Annotated in this window: 14 protein-coding genes and 1 pseudogene; 12 read left to right on the top strand and 3 right to left on the bottom strand. The window is 68.2% G+C overall.

Going from position 1 to position 16,849, the window contains the following annotated elements; all coding sequences use genetic code 11:
• Positions 1–75 precede the first annotated feature (75 nt).
• The 4 genes from ACZ7M3_RS26690 to ACZ7M3_RS26675 all read left to right on the top strand — a co-directional run bounded on the left by ACZ7M3_RS26690 (position 76) and on the right by ACZ7M3_RS26675 (position 3,780).
• Positions 76–1,155 carry an MFS transporter gene (locus ACZ7M3_RS26690; protein WP_472066185.1) on the top strand — a complete coding sequence of 360 codons (1,080 nt, stop codon included), beginning with the start codon at positions 76–78 and terminating at the stop codon, positions 1,153–1,155.
• Positions 1,152–2,147, top strand: a complete 996-nt coding sequence (locus tag ACZ7M3_RS26685; RefSeq protein ID WP_472066183.1) for an ABC transporter ATP-binding protein — start codon at positions 1,152–1,154, stop codon at positions 2,145–2,147. The genes ACZ7M3_RS26690 and ACZ7M3_RS26685 overlap by 4 nt, the downstream gene beginning before the upstream one ends.
• Positions 2,148–2,218: 71 nt before the next feature.
• On the top strand, positions 2,219–2,953 hold the full coding sequence (locus ACZ7M3_RS26680; protein WP_472066459.1) for an ABC-2 family transporter protein: 735 nt from the start codon (positions 2,219–2,221) through the stop codon (positions 2,951–2,953).
• A gap of 2 nt (positions 2,954–2,955) precedes the next feature.
• Complete coding sequence (locus ACZ7M3_RS26675) at positions 2,956–3,780, top strand: ABC transporter permease (protein WP_472066181.1); 825 nt, start codon at positions 2,956–2,958, stop codon at positions 3,778–3,780.
• On the opposite strand, the gene ACZ7M3_RS26670 is transcribed toward ACZ7M3_RS26675, so the two are convergent.
• Positions 3,759–5,096, bottom strand: a complete 1,338-nt coding sequence (locus ACZ7M3_RS26670; protein ID WP_472066457.1) for an MFS transporter — start codon at positions 5,094–5,096, stop codon at positions 3,759–3,761. The two genes, ACZ7M3_RS26675 and ACZ7M3_RS26670, sit on opposite strands and share 22 nt — an antisense overlap.
• Positions 5,097–5,178: 82 nt before the next feature.
• On the opposite strand from ACZ7M3_RS26670, the gene ACZ7M3_RS26665 reads away from it, so the two are divergent.
• The 6 genes from ACZ7M3_RS26665 to ACZ7M3_RS26640 all read left to right on the top strand — a co-directional run bounded on the left by ACZ7M3_RS26665 (position 5,179) and on the right by ACZ7M3_RS26640 (position 11,469).
• Positions 5,179–5,949 carry a class I SAM-dependent methyltransferase gene (locus ACZ7M3_RS26665; protein ID WP_472066179.1) on the top strand — a complete coding sequence of 257 codons (771 nt, stop codon included), beginning with the start codon at positions 5,179–5,181 and terminating at the stop codon, positions 5,947–5,949.
• A 174-nt stretch (positions 5,950–6,123) separates the two neighbouring features.
• On the top strand, positions 6,124–7,518 hold the full coding sequence (locus tag ACZ7M3_RS26660) for a vanadium-dependent haloperoxidase (protein WP_472066177.1): 1,395 nt from the start codon (positions 6,124–6,126) through the stop codon (positions 7,516–7,518).
• 495 nt (positions 7,519–8,013) lie between these two features.
• Positions 8,014–8,994 carry a threonine ammonia-lyase gene (locus tag ACZ7M3_RS26655; RefSeq protein ID WP_472066175.1) on the top strand — a complete coding sequence of 327 codons (981 nt, stop codon included), beginning with the start codon at positions 8,014–8,016 and terminating at the stop codon, positions 8,992–8,994.
• Positions 8,995–9,974: 980 nt separating this feature from the next.
• Positions 9,975–10,472: a hypothetical protein gene (locus ACZ7M3_RS26650; protein ID WP_472066173.1), complete on the top strand. Its 498-nt coding sequence runs from the start codon at positions 9,975–9,977 to the stop codon at positions 10,470–10,472.
• A 223-nt stretch (positions 10,473–10,695) separates the two neighbouring features.
• Positions 10,696–11,103: an NUDIX hydrolase gene (locus ACZ7M3_RS26645; RefSeq protein WP_472066171.1), complete on the top strand. Its 408-nt coding sequence runs from the start codon at positions 10,696–10,698 to the stop codon at positions 11,101–11,103.
• Positions 11,104–11,301: 198 nt separating this feature from the next.
• Positions 11,302–11,469, top strand: a complete 168-nt coding sequence (locus ACZ7M3_RS26640) for a DUF7660 family protein (protein WP_472066169.1) — start codon at positions 11,302–11,304, stop codon at positions 11,467–11,469.
• Between the two features lie 136 nt (positions 11,470–11,605).
• Here the strand turns inward: ACZ7M3_RS26640 and ACZ7M3_RS26635 are convergent, their stop codons facing one another.
• Entirely contained in the window at positions 11,606–11,983 is a 378-nt protein-coding gene (locus tag ACZ7M3_RS26635; RefSeq protein WP_257016533.1) for a DUF5958 family protein, read from the bottom strand.
• A gap of 684 nt (positions 11,984–12,667) precedes the next feature.
• Between ACZ7M3_RS26635 and ACZ7M3_RS26630 the strand changes: the two genes are divergently transcribed.
• Both ACZ7M3_RS26630 and ACZ7M3_RS26625 read left to right on the top strand, forming a co-directional pair.
• Entirely contained in the window at positions 12,668–13,153 is a 486-nt protein-coding gene (locus tag ACZ7M3_RS26630) for a cupin domain-containing protein (protein ID WP_472066167.1), read from the top strand.
• A 531-nt stretch (positions 13,154–13,684) separates the two neighbouring features.
• A pseudogene (locus ACZ7M3_RS26625) lies at positions 13,685–14,764 on the top strand (IS256 family transposase); the annotation flags it as partial.
• A 73-nt stretch (positions 14,765–14,837) separates the two neighbouring features.
• Here ACZ7M3_RS26625 and ACZ7M3_RS26620 read toward each other — a convergent pair.
• Positions 14,838–16,370 carry a MauE/DoxX family redox-associated membrane protein gene (locus ACZ7M3_RS26620; RefSeq protein WP_472066165.1) on the bottom strand — a complete coding sequence of 511 codons (1,533 nt, stop codon included), beginning with the start codon at positions 16,368–16,370 and terminating at the stop codon, positions 14,838–14,840.
• Between the last annotated feature and the right edge of the window lie 479 nt (positions 16,371–16,849).

Genomic DNA, 16,849 nt, shown 5'->3' with positions numbered 1-16,849 from the left:
CTGGGGGTGTCCCCCAGAAAGGTGTGCAGTCGACCGGCCGCGGTCGCGTCGTGTATCGGATTCGTCCTCATCGGCATGCTGCAAGCGCTCTACGGCCCGGCCGTCCCGGGCCTGCGCGCGCAGTACGGCCTCTCCCCCTCGGCGGCGGGCCTCGGCCTGAGCCTGCACTTCACCGGTGGCGTCGCAGGCGTCCTCGCCTTCAACGCGATCCACTCACGGATATCCAACAGGGCGCTGCTGGCGGTGAGTTACGCGCTGATGGCGGCGGGCGGCGCGGGCTTCGCGCTCGCCGCGAACTGGCCGCTCGCGCTCGCCGCCGCCTTCCTCGGCGGCCTCGGCTTCGGCGGTATCGACTACGGCCTCAACCAGCTGTTCGCGGTCGGCTTCGGCGACCGTTCGACGGCCATGCTGAACGTCCTCAACGCGCACTTCGGCATCGGTGCGGTCCTCGGTCCGGCGCTGGTCGCGTGGCTGGGGCCCGACGACTATCCGTACGCCTTCGGTGCGTGCGCGGTGCTCGCGGGGGCGCTGATCCTGTGCACGGGAGGGGTCCGCAGCCAGGCGCCGCCCGTCTCCCCGGCCGAGCGGCCCGTCGCTTCGGGTGGCCTGCTCTCCCGCGTCCTGGTGGGCTTCCTGCTCCTCTACATCCTGAACGTCGGCGTCGAGGCGGGCGTCGGCGGCTGGGAACCCACCCACCTGGAGACCGTCGGCTACAGCGCGACGGTCGCCGCCTCCGCCACCTCCGTCTACTGGCTGATGATGACCGCGGGCCGCTTCCTCGTCGTCCCGGTCACCCTGCGGTACGCGCCCGAGCGCATCCTCGCGGTCTGCGCGGCCGGAATGACCGCGTGCCTGCTGCTGGCGTTGATCCCCGCGGCGGCGCCGGTGGCGTACGCCGGCGTGGGTCTGTTCATCGCGCCCGTCTTCCCGACCGGCCTGCCGTGGCTCAACAGGGCCCTCCCTCAGGCGAAGAGGGCCGGAGCCTGGGTGATCGCGGCCTCGATGATCGGCGGGGTGGCGGCTCCTGCGCTGCTCGGCGTGGGCATCGAGGCGGCGGGGATCCACGCCGTCCCCTGGCTGCTGACCGCCCTGTCCGCGGCCTCGCTCGTGGCCACCCTGTGGCTGATCGCACTGACCCGGAAGGCGTCCGTATGAGCGGCAGCATCCAGGTCCGGGGGCTGTCCCGGACCTTTCACACCACCGTGCGCCGCCCGGGCTTCGCGGGCGCGCTCAAGTCCCTCGTCAAGCCCGAGCGGGTCGCGAAGGAGGCCGTCTGCGACGTCACCTTCGAGGTGGCGCCCGGCGAACTGCTCGCGCTGCTCGGCCCGAACGGCGCCGGCAAGTCCACCACCATCAAGATGCTCACCGGCATCCTCACCCCGACCTCCGGCGAGGCGCGCGTCGCGGGCGTGGTCCCGTACCGGGAGCGCGAGCGCAACGCGCGCAACATCGGGGCGGTGTTCGGGCAGCGCACCCAGCTGTGGTGGGACCTGCCGGTGCGTGAGTCCTTCGCGATCCTGCGGGACATCTACGGGGTGCCGGAGCGTGAACACCGCGTCCGCCTCGGCGAGTTCGACGAACTGCTCGCCCTCTCCTCCTTCTGGGACACCCGCGTACGCCATCTCTCCCTCGGCCAGCGGGTGCGCTGCGACCTCGCCGCCGCGCTGCTGCACGACCCGCCCGTGGTGTTCCTCGACGAACCCACCATCGGCATGGACGTGGTGGTCAAGGAACAGGTACGCGGCTTCCTCAAGCACCAGGTGGAGGAGCGCGGCCGGACCGTGCTGCTCACCACGCACGACATGACGGAGGTCGAGCGGCTCGCCGAGCGGGTCGTGCTCATCAACCACGGTCGGCTCGTCCTCGACGGCACCCTGGACGAGATCAGGCGCAGGTTCGGCTCGACCTGGCAGGTGCGGGCGACGCTCGCCGATCCGCAGGCGGCGATCGCCCCGCCGCCGGGCATCGCGCTGCTGCGCCGCGAGGGCCTCCAGGTGGTGTTCGGGCCGGACGGGCCGGGCGCCCCGACGGTCCACCAGGCGCTCAAGCAGGTCGTCGAGCGGTACGAGGTGACCGACCTCGCGATCGACGAGGCGGACCTGGAGGACGTGATGCGGGCGGCGTACGTCCAGGCGGAGGCCGCGTGAGCGCGACCGTCCCCGGCGGCTGGCGGGCCGCCCGGGTCACCCCGCTCGGCGAGCTGCACACCCCGCCCCGGATGACCGCCGCGCTGCTGCGCCTCGTCGTGCAGGTGGTGCTGGTGGCCTCGCTGTGGCGCGGCCTGTACGCGACGACCGGCACCACCGCGGGCCTCACCCGCGACCAGGCCGTCACCTATGCCGTGCTCGCCGTACTGGCCACCCGGATCAGGGCGTTGGACCAGTACTCGGGCCGGGACACCGTCCAGCAGCACATGCACTTCGGCACCATCGTGTACTGGTATCTGCGCCCGCTGCCCCCGCAGCGCTACTACGCGTTGCGGGCCCTCGGCGAGCAACTCTACGGATTCGTCTGGGCGTTGGCCGGATACGCGGTGTGTCTGGCCGTCGGGTCCGTCCAGCCGCCCGGGTCGGCGGCCGTCGCGGCGGTGTTCGGGCTGAGCGTGCTGCTGGGCCAGTGGGTCCTGTACTACGTGATGCTGGTCATCGACCAGCTGTGCTTCTGGACGCTCCGCAACGGCGCCGCGATCCTGATCCTGGTCTTCGCGCAGAACCTGCTGTCCGGGGTGTACGCGCCGCTGTGGTTCTTCCCCGACTGGTTCATCACGCTCAGCCGCTTCCTGCCCTTCCAGGCGACGCTGAGTGTGCCGCTGTCGCTGTACGTGGGCCGGATCCCGGTGTCGCAGGCGGGTCCCCAACTCGCCCTGCAGGCCGCGTGGGTGGCGGCTCTCGCCCTGTTCACCCGGCTGCTGTGGCGCCGGGCGGCCCGGCGCGTGATCTCGCAGGGAGGCTGACCATGACGGCCAAGCTCACCACATCACTCACATCCCTGCGGATCGTGTGGCGCATCACCCGTCTCAACTTCCGCGCGCAGCTGGAGTACCGCTCCGAGTTCCTGCTGATGATCGCCATCGGCGCGATCTGGCAGGTGTCGGTGATCGTGTTCGCGACGGTGCTGCTGACCCGGTTCACCGGGATGGGCGGCTGGGCGAGCCAGGACGTGCTGCTGATCGCGGCGACGCGGATGCTGGCGCACGGTCTGTTCGTGCTCGTCCTGGGCCGGGTGCACGGACTGGCGCGGCACATCCAGGAGGGCGTGATCGACACGTATCTGGTCCGCCCGATGCCGGTCCACCGGCAGCTCCAGCTCTCCGTCTTCCCCACGAATGCGATCGGCGACCTGACGGTGGCGACCGGTCTGATGGTGGGCGCGCTGACCCGCAGCCAGCTGGACTGGAACGCGGCCCGGATCTCGTACCTCGTCGTCTGTGTGCTGGGCGGGATGCTCCTGGAGGCGGCCCTGTTCACGGCGGTGGCCTGCGCCTCGCTGCGCTTCCCGGCCGCCGACTACTGGGGGCGCTGGCTGGAGGAACTGCTCGGCACGTTCGGCAGCTATCCGCTCAACGTGCTGCCGCGCGCGGTCGGCGGTTTCCTCACCTTCGGGCTGCCGCTGGCCTTCGTCGCCTACTTCCCGGCCGCCGTGCTGACCGGACACGGCGGCGACTCGGGGGTGCCGTACTGGCTGGCGGCGGCCTCACCGCTGGTGGGGCTGCTCGCCTATCTGGGCGCGCGGCTGCTGTGGCGCTGGAGCCTCGGCCACTACTCCGGGGTCAACGGCTGACGACCGGTGGCGCCGGTCCCGTCCGTACGGGGTCGGCGCACCGGGGTGAGCAGGGCCAGTACGGCGACGAGCACGCAGCAGGCGCCCGCGATCGCGCCCACCGCCGCCGTGCCGTGGCGCCCCGCGGCCCACGTGAGGACGGCCGCGCCGGCCGGGGCCGCCGAGTAGTGCAACGTCCAGAACGCCGAGGTGACCCGCCCGAGCAGATGCTCCGGAGTCACCTCCTGCCGCAGCGACATGGAACACGTACCCGCCACGCTCCCGAAGCCCAGGAAGACCGCGGTCAGGGCGGCGACGGTCGGCACGCTGCGGGCCCAGCCCAGACCCGCCAGCGCGCATCCGCACACCGCCACCGAACCGATCCAGGTCGGGCCGAAGCCCAGGCGTCGGCGCACCCGGGCCACCAGGAGCGCCCCGGCGATCGTGCCGAGCGCGCCGACCGCGAACACGGTGCCGACCGCGGCGTCGTCGCGGCCGAGATCGTGCTTGAGGTGGTAGATCAACAGGTCGTTCAGTCCGAGTGTCAGGAAACTGAAGAAGGACAGCAGAACGGTCAGGACGCGCAGTACCGGATGCCGGACCAGGAAGGACACCCCGGCGAGCAGATCCGTCCACAGCCGCCGGACCGCTCCCGCTCCGGCCGCGGGTCCCGGTGCGGGGCGTGTGCTGCCCTTGAACCGTACGAAGCCGACGCAGGCGGCCGACACACCGAAGCTCGCCGCGTCCACGCCGACGGCGGCGGCCGGCCCGAACCACGCCGCCACCAGCCCCGCGCACACCGGACCGGCCACCCCGGCCGCCGCCGCGGTCGCGTTCAGCCTGCCGTTGGCCTCCGTGATCCGCTCGACGCCGACGAGGTTGCGGACGACGGTGACGTAGGCGACGGAGAACAGCATGCCGACGGCCTCGCACAGCGGCAGGACCACATAGAGCAGCCAGATCCGCGGTCCGAAGACCCAGACCAGCGGAATCACCGCGTACAGCGCCATACGGACCAGGTCGCAGGTCACGAGCAGTTTCCTGCGGTCCACCCGGTCGACGACGACCCCGGCGAAGACGCCGGCCACGACCGAGGCCGCCCCGCCGACGGCCGTCAACAGGCCCATCTGCGCGACGGATCCGGTCGCGTGCAGCACGAGCAGCGGCAGGGCGATCAGGGCGAAGGAGTCCCCGAGGACCGAAAGGGTCTGCGCGACCCAGAAGACACCGAAGTCACGGTCCCGCCGCAGCGGTTGTGGAAGTTCTTCGTCAACAGCGGCTTCCGCGGCCCGCTCCGAAGGTCTGGGCTCTTCCCCGCGCCGTGCCCTGTACGTCACCGTGTCGGCCCCCGTCACCCGATCCAGTCGTCGACCAGCCTAGGGCCTGTCCGGCGGATCATGTGACTACTAGGCTGCGACGATGGAACACTTAACCGACGTGCCCGGGAGCTTCGCCCAGCCCGCGGATCCGGCCCGGGCGAATGACTACGACAGCTTCGCCGAGGCGTACGCGGCGGAGACCGAGAACAACCTCGTGAACGCGTACTACGCGCGGCCCGCGATGTTGGCCCTCGCCGGAGACGTGGCCGGCCGCCGGATCCTGGACGCCGGTTGCGGCTCGGGCCCCCTGTCCGCCGCGCTGCGCGACCGCGGTGCGGTTGTCACCGGTATCGACGCCAGCGCCGGGATGCTGGCGTTGGCAAGGCGGCGGCTCGGTGACGACGTAGCCCTGCACGTGGTCGACCTCAGCGACCGCCTGCCGTTCGACGACGGTGCGTTCGACGATGTGGTCGCGTCGCTGGTGCTGCACTACCTGGAGGACTGGGGGCCGACACTGGCCGAGTTGCGGCGCGTGCTCAGGCCCGGCGGCCGGCTGATCGCGTCGGTGGACCACCCTTTCGTGGCCTACACGTTCCAGGAGCCTCGGCCCGACTACTCCGCGACCACCAGCTATACCTTCGACTGGACGCTCAACGGACGGTCCGTCCCGATGAGGTTCTGGCGCAAGCCGCTGCACGCGATGACCGATGCCTTCACCACCGCCGGTTTCCGCCTGACCGTCATCAGCGAGCCGCAGCCCGACCCGGCGGCCCGTGAGCTGTTCCCCGACGACTTCCATGACCTTTCGACCAAACCCTGCTTCCTGTTCTTCGTCGTCGAGGCACCGCCGTCGGCCACCGGCTCCCGGTGAAACTCCGGACCAAGGTCACCAAGGGCGGTGCAGGGTCCGTCCGGCGGTGATCTCCTCGTAGCGGGCGGTGCGGCGTTCGAGGGTGCCTTGGGCCTGTCCGGTTCGCGGCGAGTTGTCTTGCTCCCGCCGTGGGCCGTTGCTATGCCTTGGGCACTCGACTCTATGGAGGACGCTGTGCATCAAGAGCCCCCTCTTCCCGTTCCTCCGCGTTCACGTGTCCGGGGATTCATCTGCGCCGTCGCGGCCACCTCCCTCGTGACGCTCACCGCCGCGACAAGTCCACCCGACGCGGACACCCGGACCGCGGCGGCCCCGGCAGCCGTGGTCCGCGAGTGGAACGCCATCGCCACCGACACGATCAAGACCAGCCTCGGCCCACGCCCCTCCGGGCAGGCAGCGATCTGGGAGGGGTTCGTCTCCGTCGCCGTGTACAACGCCGTGGTGGGGATCGAAGGCGGCTACGCCCTGTACAAGTGGCACGAGCGCGGTCCGGCCAAGGCATCCTCCGCGGCGGCCGCCGCCACTGCGGCCCACGACGTGCTGCTCGCCTACTTCCCCGCCTTCAAGGAGCAGCTCGACACGGCCTACGCGGGCTCGCTCGCCGCTCTTCCGGCCGGTCAGGCCCGAGACCGGGGCGTCGACTACGGAAAGCGCGCTGCCGCCCGCATCATCGAACTCCGGGAAGGGGACGGAAGGTTCGCAAACGTTCCCTTCACCGCTTCCCCGGCACCAGGGGTCTGGCGGCCCACCCCGCCCGCGTTCCAGCCCTTCATCGACACCTGGCTCGCCAAGCTCCGCCCCCTCCTGCTCGCCTCCCCGCAGCAGTTCCGCCCCGGCGGACCACCTGCCATCTCCTCGGCCCGCTACGCCGAGGATGTCCAGGAGGTGAAGACCATGGGCGCGAAGACCGGCTCGGGCAGGACCGCGCAGCAGACCGAGACCGCCCTCTTCTTCAGCGGCAACCTGGTCGAACAGGTCCAGACAGCCGTACGAGACCACGCCGCCCGGCACCGGCTCGGCATCGCCGAGACGGCCCGGCTGTTCGCCGCGGTGAACGCGTCGGCGACCGATGCCGTCGTCACGGCATGGGACGCCAAGTTCCATTACAGCTCCTGGCGGCCGATCACCGCCATCCGTCTCGCCGACACCGACGGCAACCCCGCCACGACGCCAGACCCGGCCTGGGAGCCGCTGCTCCTCACCCCACCACACCCGGACTACGTCGCCGGCCATACGACCGTCGCCGCTGCCGTGGCACGCGCCCTGACCGGCGTCCTCGGCACCTCGCACATCGACCTCCACGTCCCCTCCGAGGTCACCGGCACCACGCGGTTCTACGGGTCAGCCGAGGGCCTCAACCGGGACGTCGTCGACGCCCGTGTGTGGGGCGGCGTCCACTCCCGCACGGCGGACGTAGCCGGCTGCCGGGTCGGCACCCACGTGGCCGCCTGGGCGCTGGACCACTACTTCCAGCCGGTCGCCAAGGACGGCACCCAGCCGCCCCCGCCGACACGAGCGGCTCGGCAGGACAAGCCCGCCGAGCCCAAGTGCGGCGACGACACCGACTGAACCACAGAGCCGGGACTCGTCAGTCGGGCCGGACTTACGTCGGACAGCACTCGGTACGCCTCGATCTGCTGGTGGAGAGGCAGCCGCCCCGATCCGAGCAGCATCGTCCGTGCCCTCAGCACCGCGTCCTGATCGACTTCAGCGGGTTCGTCCATACGGCGATTCTGTGAGCGCCGGAAACCCCGGACAAGGCGGTTGGGCTGTGCCGTCCGTCCTAGGAGAACCGGCCTCCCAGCTGTCATGACGGGGATGGTCGAGCCCGGGAGGTCCCGTTCGGGGTCCCACTGGACGCGGGCGGGGCCGCCTTCAATTTCCGTCGCCAGGAAGGCAGATCGAGGTGTGAATGCTGAAGTGAGCTTCGAGGGCGTTCAGTTGAGCCATCACTTGCTCGACGACGTCGTATCGGATCTCCACGCCCTGGGGTACACGAGCACGTCCTCGGACTCCTGACGGTTCCTCATGGAACCAGCGCCGGTGGCGCTACGCTGCTGTGTCGTGCAGGAGACGCGCCTCGACACTGCTCGCATCCGGGCGGCTCGCCGGGTGATCGACCCGGTCTTTCTCGACACTCCGCTGTACCGCTGCGAGGCGCTGGAGCCCGGCCTCGGGTGCACGGTGAGCATCAAGCTCGAAACGGCGAACCCGGTGCGCAGCTTCAAGGCCCGCGGCACCGAGGTGGTCGCGAGCCTGCTCGCCGACAAGGGCTCGCGAGCCGTGGTGTGCGCGAGCGCGGGCAACCTTGGACAAGCCCTCGCGTGGTCCGGTCGCGGCCGGGGGCTCGACGTCACCGTCGTGGCGTCCCGCTTCGCGACCCGGGCCAAGCTTGATCGCATCCGCGCGCTGGGCGCCGGGTTGGAGCTGGTCGACGGCGACCACGAGATGGCTCGTGAGCGGGCGGCGGCCATCGCACGCTACGCCGGCATCCGGCTGGTCGAAGACAGCCTGGACATCGAGACCTGCGAGGGCGCGGCGACCATCGGCCTGGAGCTCGTGGACACCGCGCCGTCGTTCGACACCGTCCTGATTGCTCTCGGCGGTGGGGCGCTGGCCACCGGCGTGGGTCATGTGGTGAAGGCATTGGCACCCGGAGTCGAGGTGATCTGCGTCCAGCCGCTGGGCGCACCGGCAATGACGCACTCGTGGCGCAGTCGGCGTGTCGTCACCACCGACTCGACCAACACCATCGCTGACGGCGTCGCCGGCAGGCACCCCATCCCGGCCGTCCTGGACGACCTCCTCCTGGTCGCCGACGACGCCGTCCTGGTTCAGGAAGCGTCGATCATCGCCGGTATGCGCATGCTCCTCGACCACGCCGGCCTCGTCGTCGAGCCTTCGGCCGCGCTCGGCATCGCGGCGATCCTCGAAGACCGCGACCGCTTCGCCGACCGACATGTCGTCACCATCGTGTGCGGCAGCAACGTCGACGTAGACGCCTACCACGGCTGGGTCGACGCGGCTCCCATCCTCGGTTCCTGACAATTGCCCAGGTCAGCACCCGCACCAGCCGCGAGTGATCGCAGCTTCCCAGACTGAGGGCTCAGAGGCGGAGCAGCCAAGCAGTTCTCGGTCTGATGGTCCGTGGGTGCTCAGTCGGCAGGTACCGGGTGAGAAGGTCGTCGCGTCGCTGCGGAGGGTGGGCACCTGTCTAGAAGCCGCGTCACCGATGTCGTACACACCTGCTGAAGACGAAGCACCAGGTACCTGCCGAAGTAGCGCCTCCCCTCCCGGTACCGTGCATAGCGATCTACAGTTACGCGCATCATCTGGTTATAAGTACACCCGCTGGAGATCTTGAATTCGCTGCTGACGTCAATCAAGTCCATAACGCGGCAGTTGAGGCCATGGGTGGATCGATTGCCGGCCCAAGCCAGCTGCGAGGTGTCTATCAGTCGGATACCCAGGGCAGCGGGCAGGACCCTGGGATCTTCGATGCCCTGAGAGATGTGGTGGCGTCAGCACCCGATGCGGCGATCATGGCAGCTTGGCGGCGCGTAGAACTGCGGCTTTTCGAAGCGCACTGTCTCGTGCAGGGGATTTCACTGAGCACCGGACGCCCCTTTCGCGTCTTCCCCATCACTCCTCGCCGATGGGCGGATCAATGCCCCATCGGCGCGCCACAGCGCACCAGATGAAGCGGGGCCGTTGTGTTGCTCGGATCGGACTCCCGGCTCGATGCTCACGCACGAGCGCCCTCTCGGGCCGTCCTGGAGCCGCGGAAGGGCGTTCAACGGTGACCAGCGTCGACAACTGCCGACAGCTCAGCAGCAGGTCAGGACGTTGATCGATGAGGCGACCACAGGTCGCGGCCGCCGATGATCAGTTGTGGCTGAACTGACGCCGCACAGCAGCTCCTTCAACCAGGCCACAGGCGAAGAGGAACGCCTCCGCCGTTCCGATGTCAGTGCCGCCTGCTCTACTTCGGCACAGGACAGGACCGGTGAACGACGGAGACCGACATGGGCGTGCTGTACGACTACTTCCACGCGACCGACCGCACCACAGCGGTGAACCAGGCCATCGGCCCTGACGGCGACTGGCTCCGCGGGACGTCGCTGGAGGAGATGGGCGCAGACTGGATCGACGCCAAGGGCCTGGACCCGAACGTCGTACTGGCCCAACTGGTCGCCTACGCCGAGGGCGTCTCCTTAACGGATCAGCAGGATGCGCCGGAACTGATCTGGCCCGAACCGCCGTACCCCCAGGGTGAGCCCACCGACCCCGACTCCCCCTGGAACACAGGCCTGATCCTCGAACAACTTCCCGATCGCTGGCGGGACATCCTCGCCACCCTCCCTGATGACGCGGTCCCGATGGTGGCGGCTCAGTGGTACGAGATCGAGGAGGTCGATTTCGCCGACTACCTCCATGCCGAGGATGCGGTTTCCACGTTCATGGCCCTCGCCTGCCGCGCGCGGAGGGCGGGCGCCCACCTTTACTGCCGATGCAGCCTATGAAGCCCCGTAAGGCCGGTAGCCCGCTGCTGGGGTCGTGTCAGACGCGTGCCAGATCGTGCGGGAACCACGGAGAACAGCGTGCAACGCAGTAGCGGCCGACCAGGCATCGTGAGCACTTCGCCCCAGGCCAGCAGCCCATTCAGTCGTAGATCACCTCAGCTTCCCAAGCTCGGTGTGCGGACGGTGCTGACGCAAACGATGCCCTCCGATACGGTCCCGAGCCATGGCGAATGGCAACGGTGTGCCGGAGAAGGCGGCGTGGATCCTGGTTCGGGACGACCGGGTGTTGGTGACGCGTAGTCACGGCAGAGATCGCTTCTACTTCCCGGGCGGTCATCGTGAGCCGGGCGAGTCCGACGGCGAGACCCTGGTGCGGGAGATCGACGAGGAACTGCAGGCGGCGATCGACCCCGGTTCCATGGTGCACTTCGGCACATTCGAGATCGGCGAGCGCCATCCGAATCACGGCCCCTTCCGGATGATCTGTTACACCGCCGATCACCGCGGTGAGCTGACCCCATCGAGGGAGATCGCCGAGAAGGCGTGGTTCCGCTACGCCGATCGGGACCGAGTCTCGGCCATCGACGAGATGGCTTTCGACGCGCTTTACGAGGCCGGACGGCTTTCCTGATCCCGTGACCGCTGTACAGCAGTGGAGTACAGCAAGCACCACGACCGCAGCAGAGCGTCAACAACCGACGATGGCCGACCGACCAGCCGACCAGACCTCAATGACCGCCCAGCCGAGCGCTCGGGACCAAGAGGTCGCTCCAGAGCTGTGCCGCGTGGGTACCTGCCGTTTCCCCAGGTCCACGGATGGCCGACTCGTATGGTGAGCCGCATGTCATCGCCGCTGAGAGCAGACGAGTCAATCGCCGGCCAGGAAGATTTCGTTGCCTTCCTGACGAGGCTCACGGAGGACTACCGTCAACGCGGGGAGGAGTGGGAGAACCCCACTCTGGAGCAGTTTCAACGTACTACGCTCCGGCACTTATGACCGCAACGCTCTACGAGTGACCGCCGACAGTGGCCAATGCCGACCAACAACGACCACCGGGCGCACGAGACCACTGCTCCTGAGCAGGGAACACGCAGGTCACCAAGATCCCCGGCAAGACCCAGGGCAAGAAACCCTAAGTTGGATCCTGTGGCTGATCTGACAGGTTGTGCCACTCGTGACCACACCCGCCGACGCAGTGCAGCGTCCGCCTGCGGGTATCGGCGATGCTGAAAAGGGCGACGAGCAGCCGAAATGACTTCGTGAGTTCATAGGCCGGAAGTCGGTCCATCCCGAAGCGCCATTTCGTGAGCATCACCGCAGGCGTGTGAGTGGGCCGAATGCCAGAGCGCGCGATGCTCTCCGCCACATCGTCCTCCCTCGCACGAGCCTGCCCGCAGAACAGCACCAGCGTGTACAGGGCCTTGCGCTGGTCATCGTCCGAGAGGCCTTCGAACCACTCGACACCATCAGCCACGGGTCTGAGCCCTTGCGCGAGTTCGTTCAGGATCACCTCGTGTGCGTACAGCACAGCTTCTCACCCCCATGCGATCAGGCTGACGGTACGCCCGCGGGCGCCCGAGAGCCGCACAGTTTTAGGTGTTCCGTGCAGGCCGGTTTCGTCCACTTCTACGACGAGGAAGGCCGAAGGGCGTTCTCGATCAGAGCGAACCAGGTAGCCATGGTCCAGCAGCTCCAGCGGTACAGCAGCTTCGTACCGCGGCCCCAGCAACCGCCCCCGGCCGATACCGCCCCTTGGGGGCTCCGTAGCGGCCGGTATGGCCGTCGCTGACTGATCCGGCCAGAGCCCACGGATCAGAAGGTGCACGACGCAGATAGTCGCGTGCCACGACCGTGCCAGGGGGTCAGCCACGGTCAACCAGAGTGGCTCCAGATCACATCCGGGCCCGCTGGCTCACCCAAAGAAGCCGCAGGTCACCCCCAAGACGCCCCCGCCTCTCTCCTAAAGCGGTGGCGCGAGGGGCCCTCTCCGCACCTGTCGATGAAACGCCAGGTCAGAGCGTTTTCCTCGACGGTGTGATCGGCTCACCGAACTTGCGTACTCCAGGCAAAACACTCCACGGCCGGTGACCGCTGACCGTCCCCCGAATGGCATGTCCCGGATGCTGTGCACAGGATGGAGAGGTAGGCGCGGCCTCCAGCTCCGACCTCCGGAGCGACTGAGGGGATGGTTTGCATGTCGTACCCGAAGCAGGTGTATTTCGGCGATGGAGGCGAGATCAACGCGCACTTCCTGCCGACCGACACCGCGCCGAATGTCGGCGAACCTGGAGACGGCATGGCCATCCGCTACCTCGCGACGGCCGACATCACGCGCGGTGAGTTCGGCCTCTACCGGGTCATGCTGGGGGCGAAGGCGGGTGGCCCCAAGACGCACTTCCACCGGACCATCTCGGAGTCCTTCTTCATCCTCGATGGAACCGTCCGCCTCTTCAATGGCGAGAAGTGGGTCGACGCGCGGGAGGGCGACTTCTTGCACGTTCCGCAGGGCGGGCTGCACGCCTTCCGCAACGACTCCGACACCCTGGCCGAGATGCTGCTGCTCTTCACTCCGGGCGCACCGCGTGAGGAGTTCTTCGAGAAGATGTCGGAGATGGGCAACGCCACCGACGCGGAGCGCGCCGAGTTCTTCGACAGGCACGACCAGTATTTCGTCGACTGACCGGTCCCAGCCGCTCCCGCGGCGTCGGGCCCCAGACGCGCGGCGGCACAGGACCGTCGTCCGCACGCTCAGGCGGTCATACCGGCGAGTTTCGACGGCAGTTCAACAGACCCCGGCACCCGACGCGTCACCCGCACCATCGCCCGGCAGACCTCAGCGACCGTCGCGCCCATGGTTCGCATCGAGGGGCAGGGAGTTCGTAGGACCTCGAGTGGGTGATCACGGTCGTCGTGGTGATCGTGATCTCGTGGAGCGTAGCTGCCGATGTCGTCAGGGCGTACGTAGACGTGCTGGCTCTGGTGACCGCGCTTTGCGCGGGCCGCGGTGTACAGCAGCGGCATTCAGCAACCGCACGGACCGGCGTTGACCGTCGCAACCTTCCTGACTGACCTGTGCCGGGGTTGCGTCCCTGGAGACGGTGTATGGGTGCGACCTGATCCGGGAGTTGCTCCGGCTTCTGGCTGATGCCCACATAGATGGACGGCCACCGGCTGATCTTCGAAGTGGCGAAGCCTCGAAGGAGATCAGCCGGTGACCGCACCTGACGGTGTGCCCCTGCACGCCCTCGCGGAAGACAACCTGGCCGCGGCGAGTCCGGATCTGCTGCGCGCGATGGTGAAGACGTTCGCCGACGCGCTCATGTCCGCGGAGGCCGACGCTCTCTGCGACACCGAAACGGGCAGGTCAGCGACGAACGCGTCCACCACCGCAACGGCTACCGCCCGCGCGAGTGGGACACCCGCGCAGGGTCCGTGGAACTGACCATCCCCAAGCTGCGCCAGGCCAGCTACTTCCCGCACTGGCTCCTCGAGCGGCGCCGACGGGCCGAGCAGGCCCTGATCTCGGTGGTCACCACCGCCCACCTGCTCGGCGTGAGCACTCGCCTGATCGAAAGGCTCGCCGCCTCTCTCGGCGTCACCCAGCTGTCGAAGTCCCAGGTCAGCGTGATGGCCCGGCACCTGGACGAGCAGGTCGCAGCCTTCCGCAACCGGCCCCTGGACCAAGGTCCTTACGCGTTCGTCTGGGTCGATGCGCTGACCCGGAAGGTCCGCGAGGGCGGCCGCATCATCAACGTCCACGCCTTGATCGCGGTCGGCGTCAACGCCGACAGGCGCCGCGAGATCCTCGGCATCGACGTCGCCACCGCGGAGGACGGCGCCGGCCGGCTCGCCTTCCCGCGCTCCCTGATCGCCCGCGGCCTGAGCGGTGTCCAGCTGGTCATCTCCGACGCCCACGTCGGCCTCGTCGACGCCATCGGCGCAGTGCTGCCAGGCGCCTCCTGGCAGCGATGCCGCACCCACTACGCCCGCAACCTGCTCAGCCAGGTTCCGAAATCGGCCCAGCCCTGGGTGGCCACGCTGCGGACCGTCTTCGCACAGCCCGACACCGACGCCGTCCAGGCCCAGATACGACACGTCCTGGACGTCCTGGAAGCCAAGTTCCCCAAAGCCGCAGCCCACTTGGACACCGCCCAGCACGACCTGCTGGCGATCACCGCCTTCCCTCGCGAGATCTGGCGGCAGATCTGGTCGAATTAATCCGCAAGAACGGCTGAACAAGGAGATCCGCCGTCGCACCGACGTGGTCGGCATCTTCCCCGACCGCACCGCACAGCCTCAAAACGAGATCACCGAGCAGCCGTTGATACGCCACTCCCGCGGACGTGACCCTTAAGGGGCCATGATCACTCGCGCCAAAGCAGTTCCAGCCCGCTGGGCGGAAGGTCATCGTCGTCCGTGCCTGTCGGGCATGCTTTGGGGAGTGTGACTGATAGGCCGATGCTCTTCATCGCGGCTTGGTAGGGGACTCCGGGTGGTGTTGCCCCTGACCAAATCACGGAGGTGCAGGTGCTGGTGTCGCAGTTTCCCCCGAATGTGAAAAAGTCGCCGCTCTCCACGGACTTGCAGCGGCACACAGCGTGGGTCGGGTTGCGCGGGTCGATTTCGCATTCCATGTCCAGGCAGTTTGCCCATTGTGCTGGGGATGCGCAGGTCATGGTGCGGGTATGGTGGTTCGTGTTTTGTGTCGAGAACGTCGATACCAATCTTTTGCCGACTTGTGCCCGTTCTGTACACGACTTATAGCCGTAGGAGTAGCCGTATTCCACCACGCAGCGGCAGATGACGACGTTCGGGTCGCTCGGCGAGGGTTTGCAGGCGGCTTTGGTACACAGCGCGTAGCGCTGTTTGCAGAGCCATCCCCCAGCGAACTTCACTTTCTTTGGGCGCCAGTTCGCCCCGGTAACGCCGCGGGCCATCGCGCGGGTGGAGATGACGGTGGGTACCATCGTGGCCGAGGCGAACACCAGCGCGCGTCGTGCGATCGTTGATCTACCGCGCGGTTGGAGTGCCCTGGTCACCAGGTCGGCGATCTCTGCTGCCCCAGCTGCGGGCGCGGCGGCGAGGATCCGGTCGGTGTCGATCAGCATTGCGCTGGGTGTGGCGGTCAGACCGTAAGCGGTGAGCAGCATTCGGTCTTCGTCTACCAGTAGGTTCCGCAGCCCGTGCTCACGTGAGAAGGCAACGCTGTCCGCGGGGGGACCGCCGTTCACGATTGCGATGGTCAGCCGTTCTGCATGGGCCTGTTGCCACCGGGCCACCTGTGGCAGCAGTGCGTCGCACGCGCCGCACGCGTGATCAGTGAAGAGAAGCAGAAGTGGCTTATGCGCAGCGCCAAACAGTTTGTCGAGAGTCCATACTTGTCCCGTTGCGTCAGGCAGTGAAAAGCCCGGTGTGACCATGCCCGGTCGCACTTTCCCGGATCGCTTGAGTCCCAGCACCACCCAACACGTCGCTGCGATGGCCCCTAGGCCCGTGAAGAACCATGGGGCACGCCCGTCGGTTGCGACGAATCCCGCCATAGCTGCGAGGAGCCCGTTGCGTGCGAGCGTGGCCCACCCGACCGGCGTGGCGCGTAGCCCTCCGAAGCAGTGGCAATCCGGGGTCCTGCCGCGTGCGATGCTCACCACGATGGCCAGGCAGAACGTCAGCAACAGTCCGAGCGCTCCAAGCGCACCGATTCCTGCCCATGGGTTGACGATTAGGGCCAGGGCTGTGACGAACTCGTAGGAGACGAGAAGGTATCCAAGCGGCTTCCCCATTCGAGCTGGCAGGCCGAAGCTTGCGATTGCGCGAGGCAGTCCCTCGCGGTCCATGAATTTGGCGATCCCCGCGACCCCGAAGACCGCAGCCAACACCAGCCGTGCTGCCAGGACCATGCCCGCTCACTCCAATCGTTCTGGACGCCCTCCGGACGGAGCGCAGGCACCACGCACACACACCACGGCGCCCCGAACGACTCGTACCGCCTTGCGAGGCCCCGAACAACACTCCACAGGTCAGACTCACCCAGACGGCCGTGAGCCCGGTGACCGATCGACATCAATGGCGTGCATGGAAGGTGCTCGGCAGGTTCCGACTGGTCGGCGCGGTGCTGTCGAGCAGAACGACGAGTGGACCGAGGGCCGCCGCTACATGGGACTCGACCTGCTGACCACGGCCCGCCTCCACCCGATCGAGTCACAAACCGACGAGACCGCCCTGCCCACCGAACTCACCGCACAGCCTCAAAACGAGATCACCGAGCAGCCGTCGATACGCCATTCCCGCGGCCGTGACCCCGCCGGCGTGGCTGAGGCCGCTCAACAGCGGCCAAGGACGACCATCAGGCGCACGGGCGCTCGGCCCCTGAACAGCG

It is taken from the genome of Streptomyces sp. NPDC111656, assembly GCF_055656965.1.
Note: the sequence above shows the minus strand (reverse complement) of the source record. Positions and strands in the feature narration are given on the sequence as shown.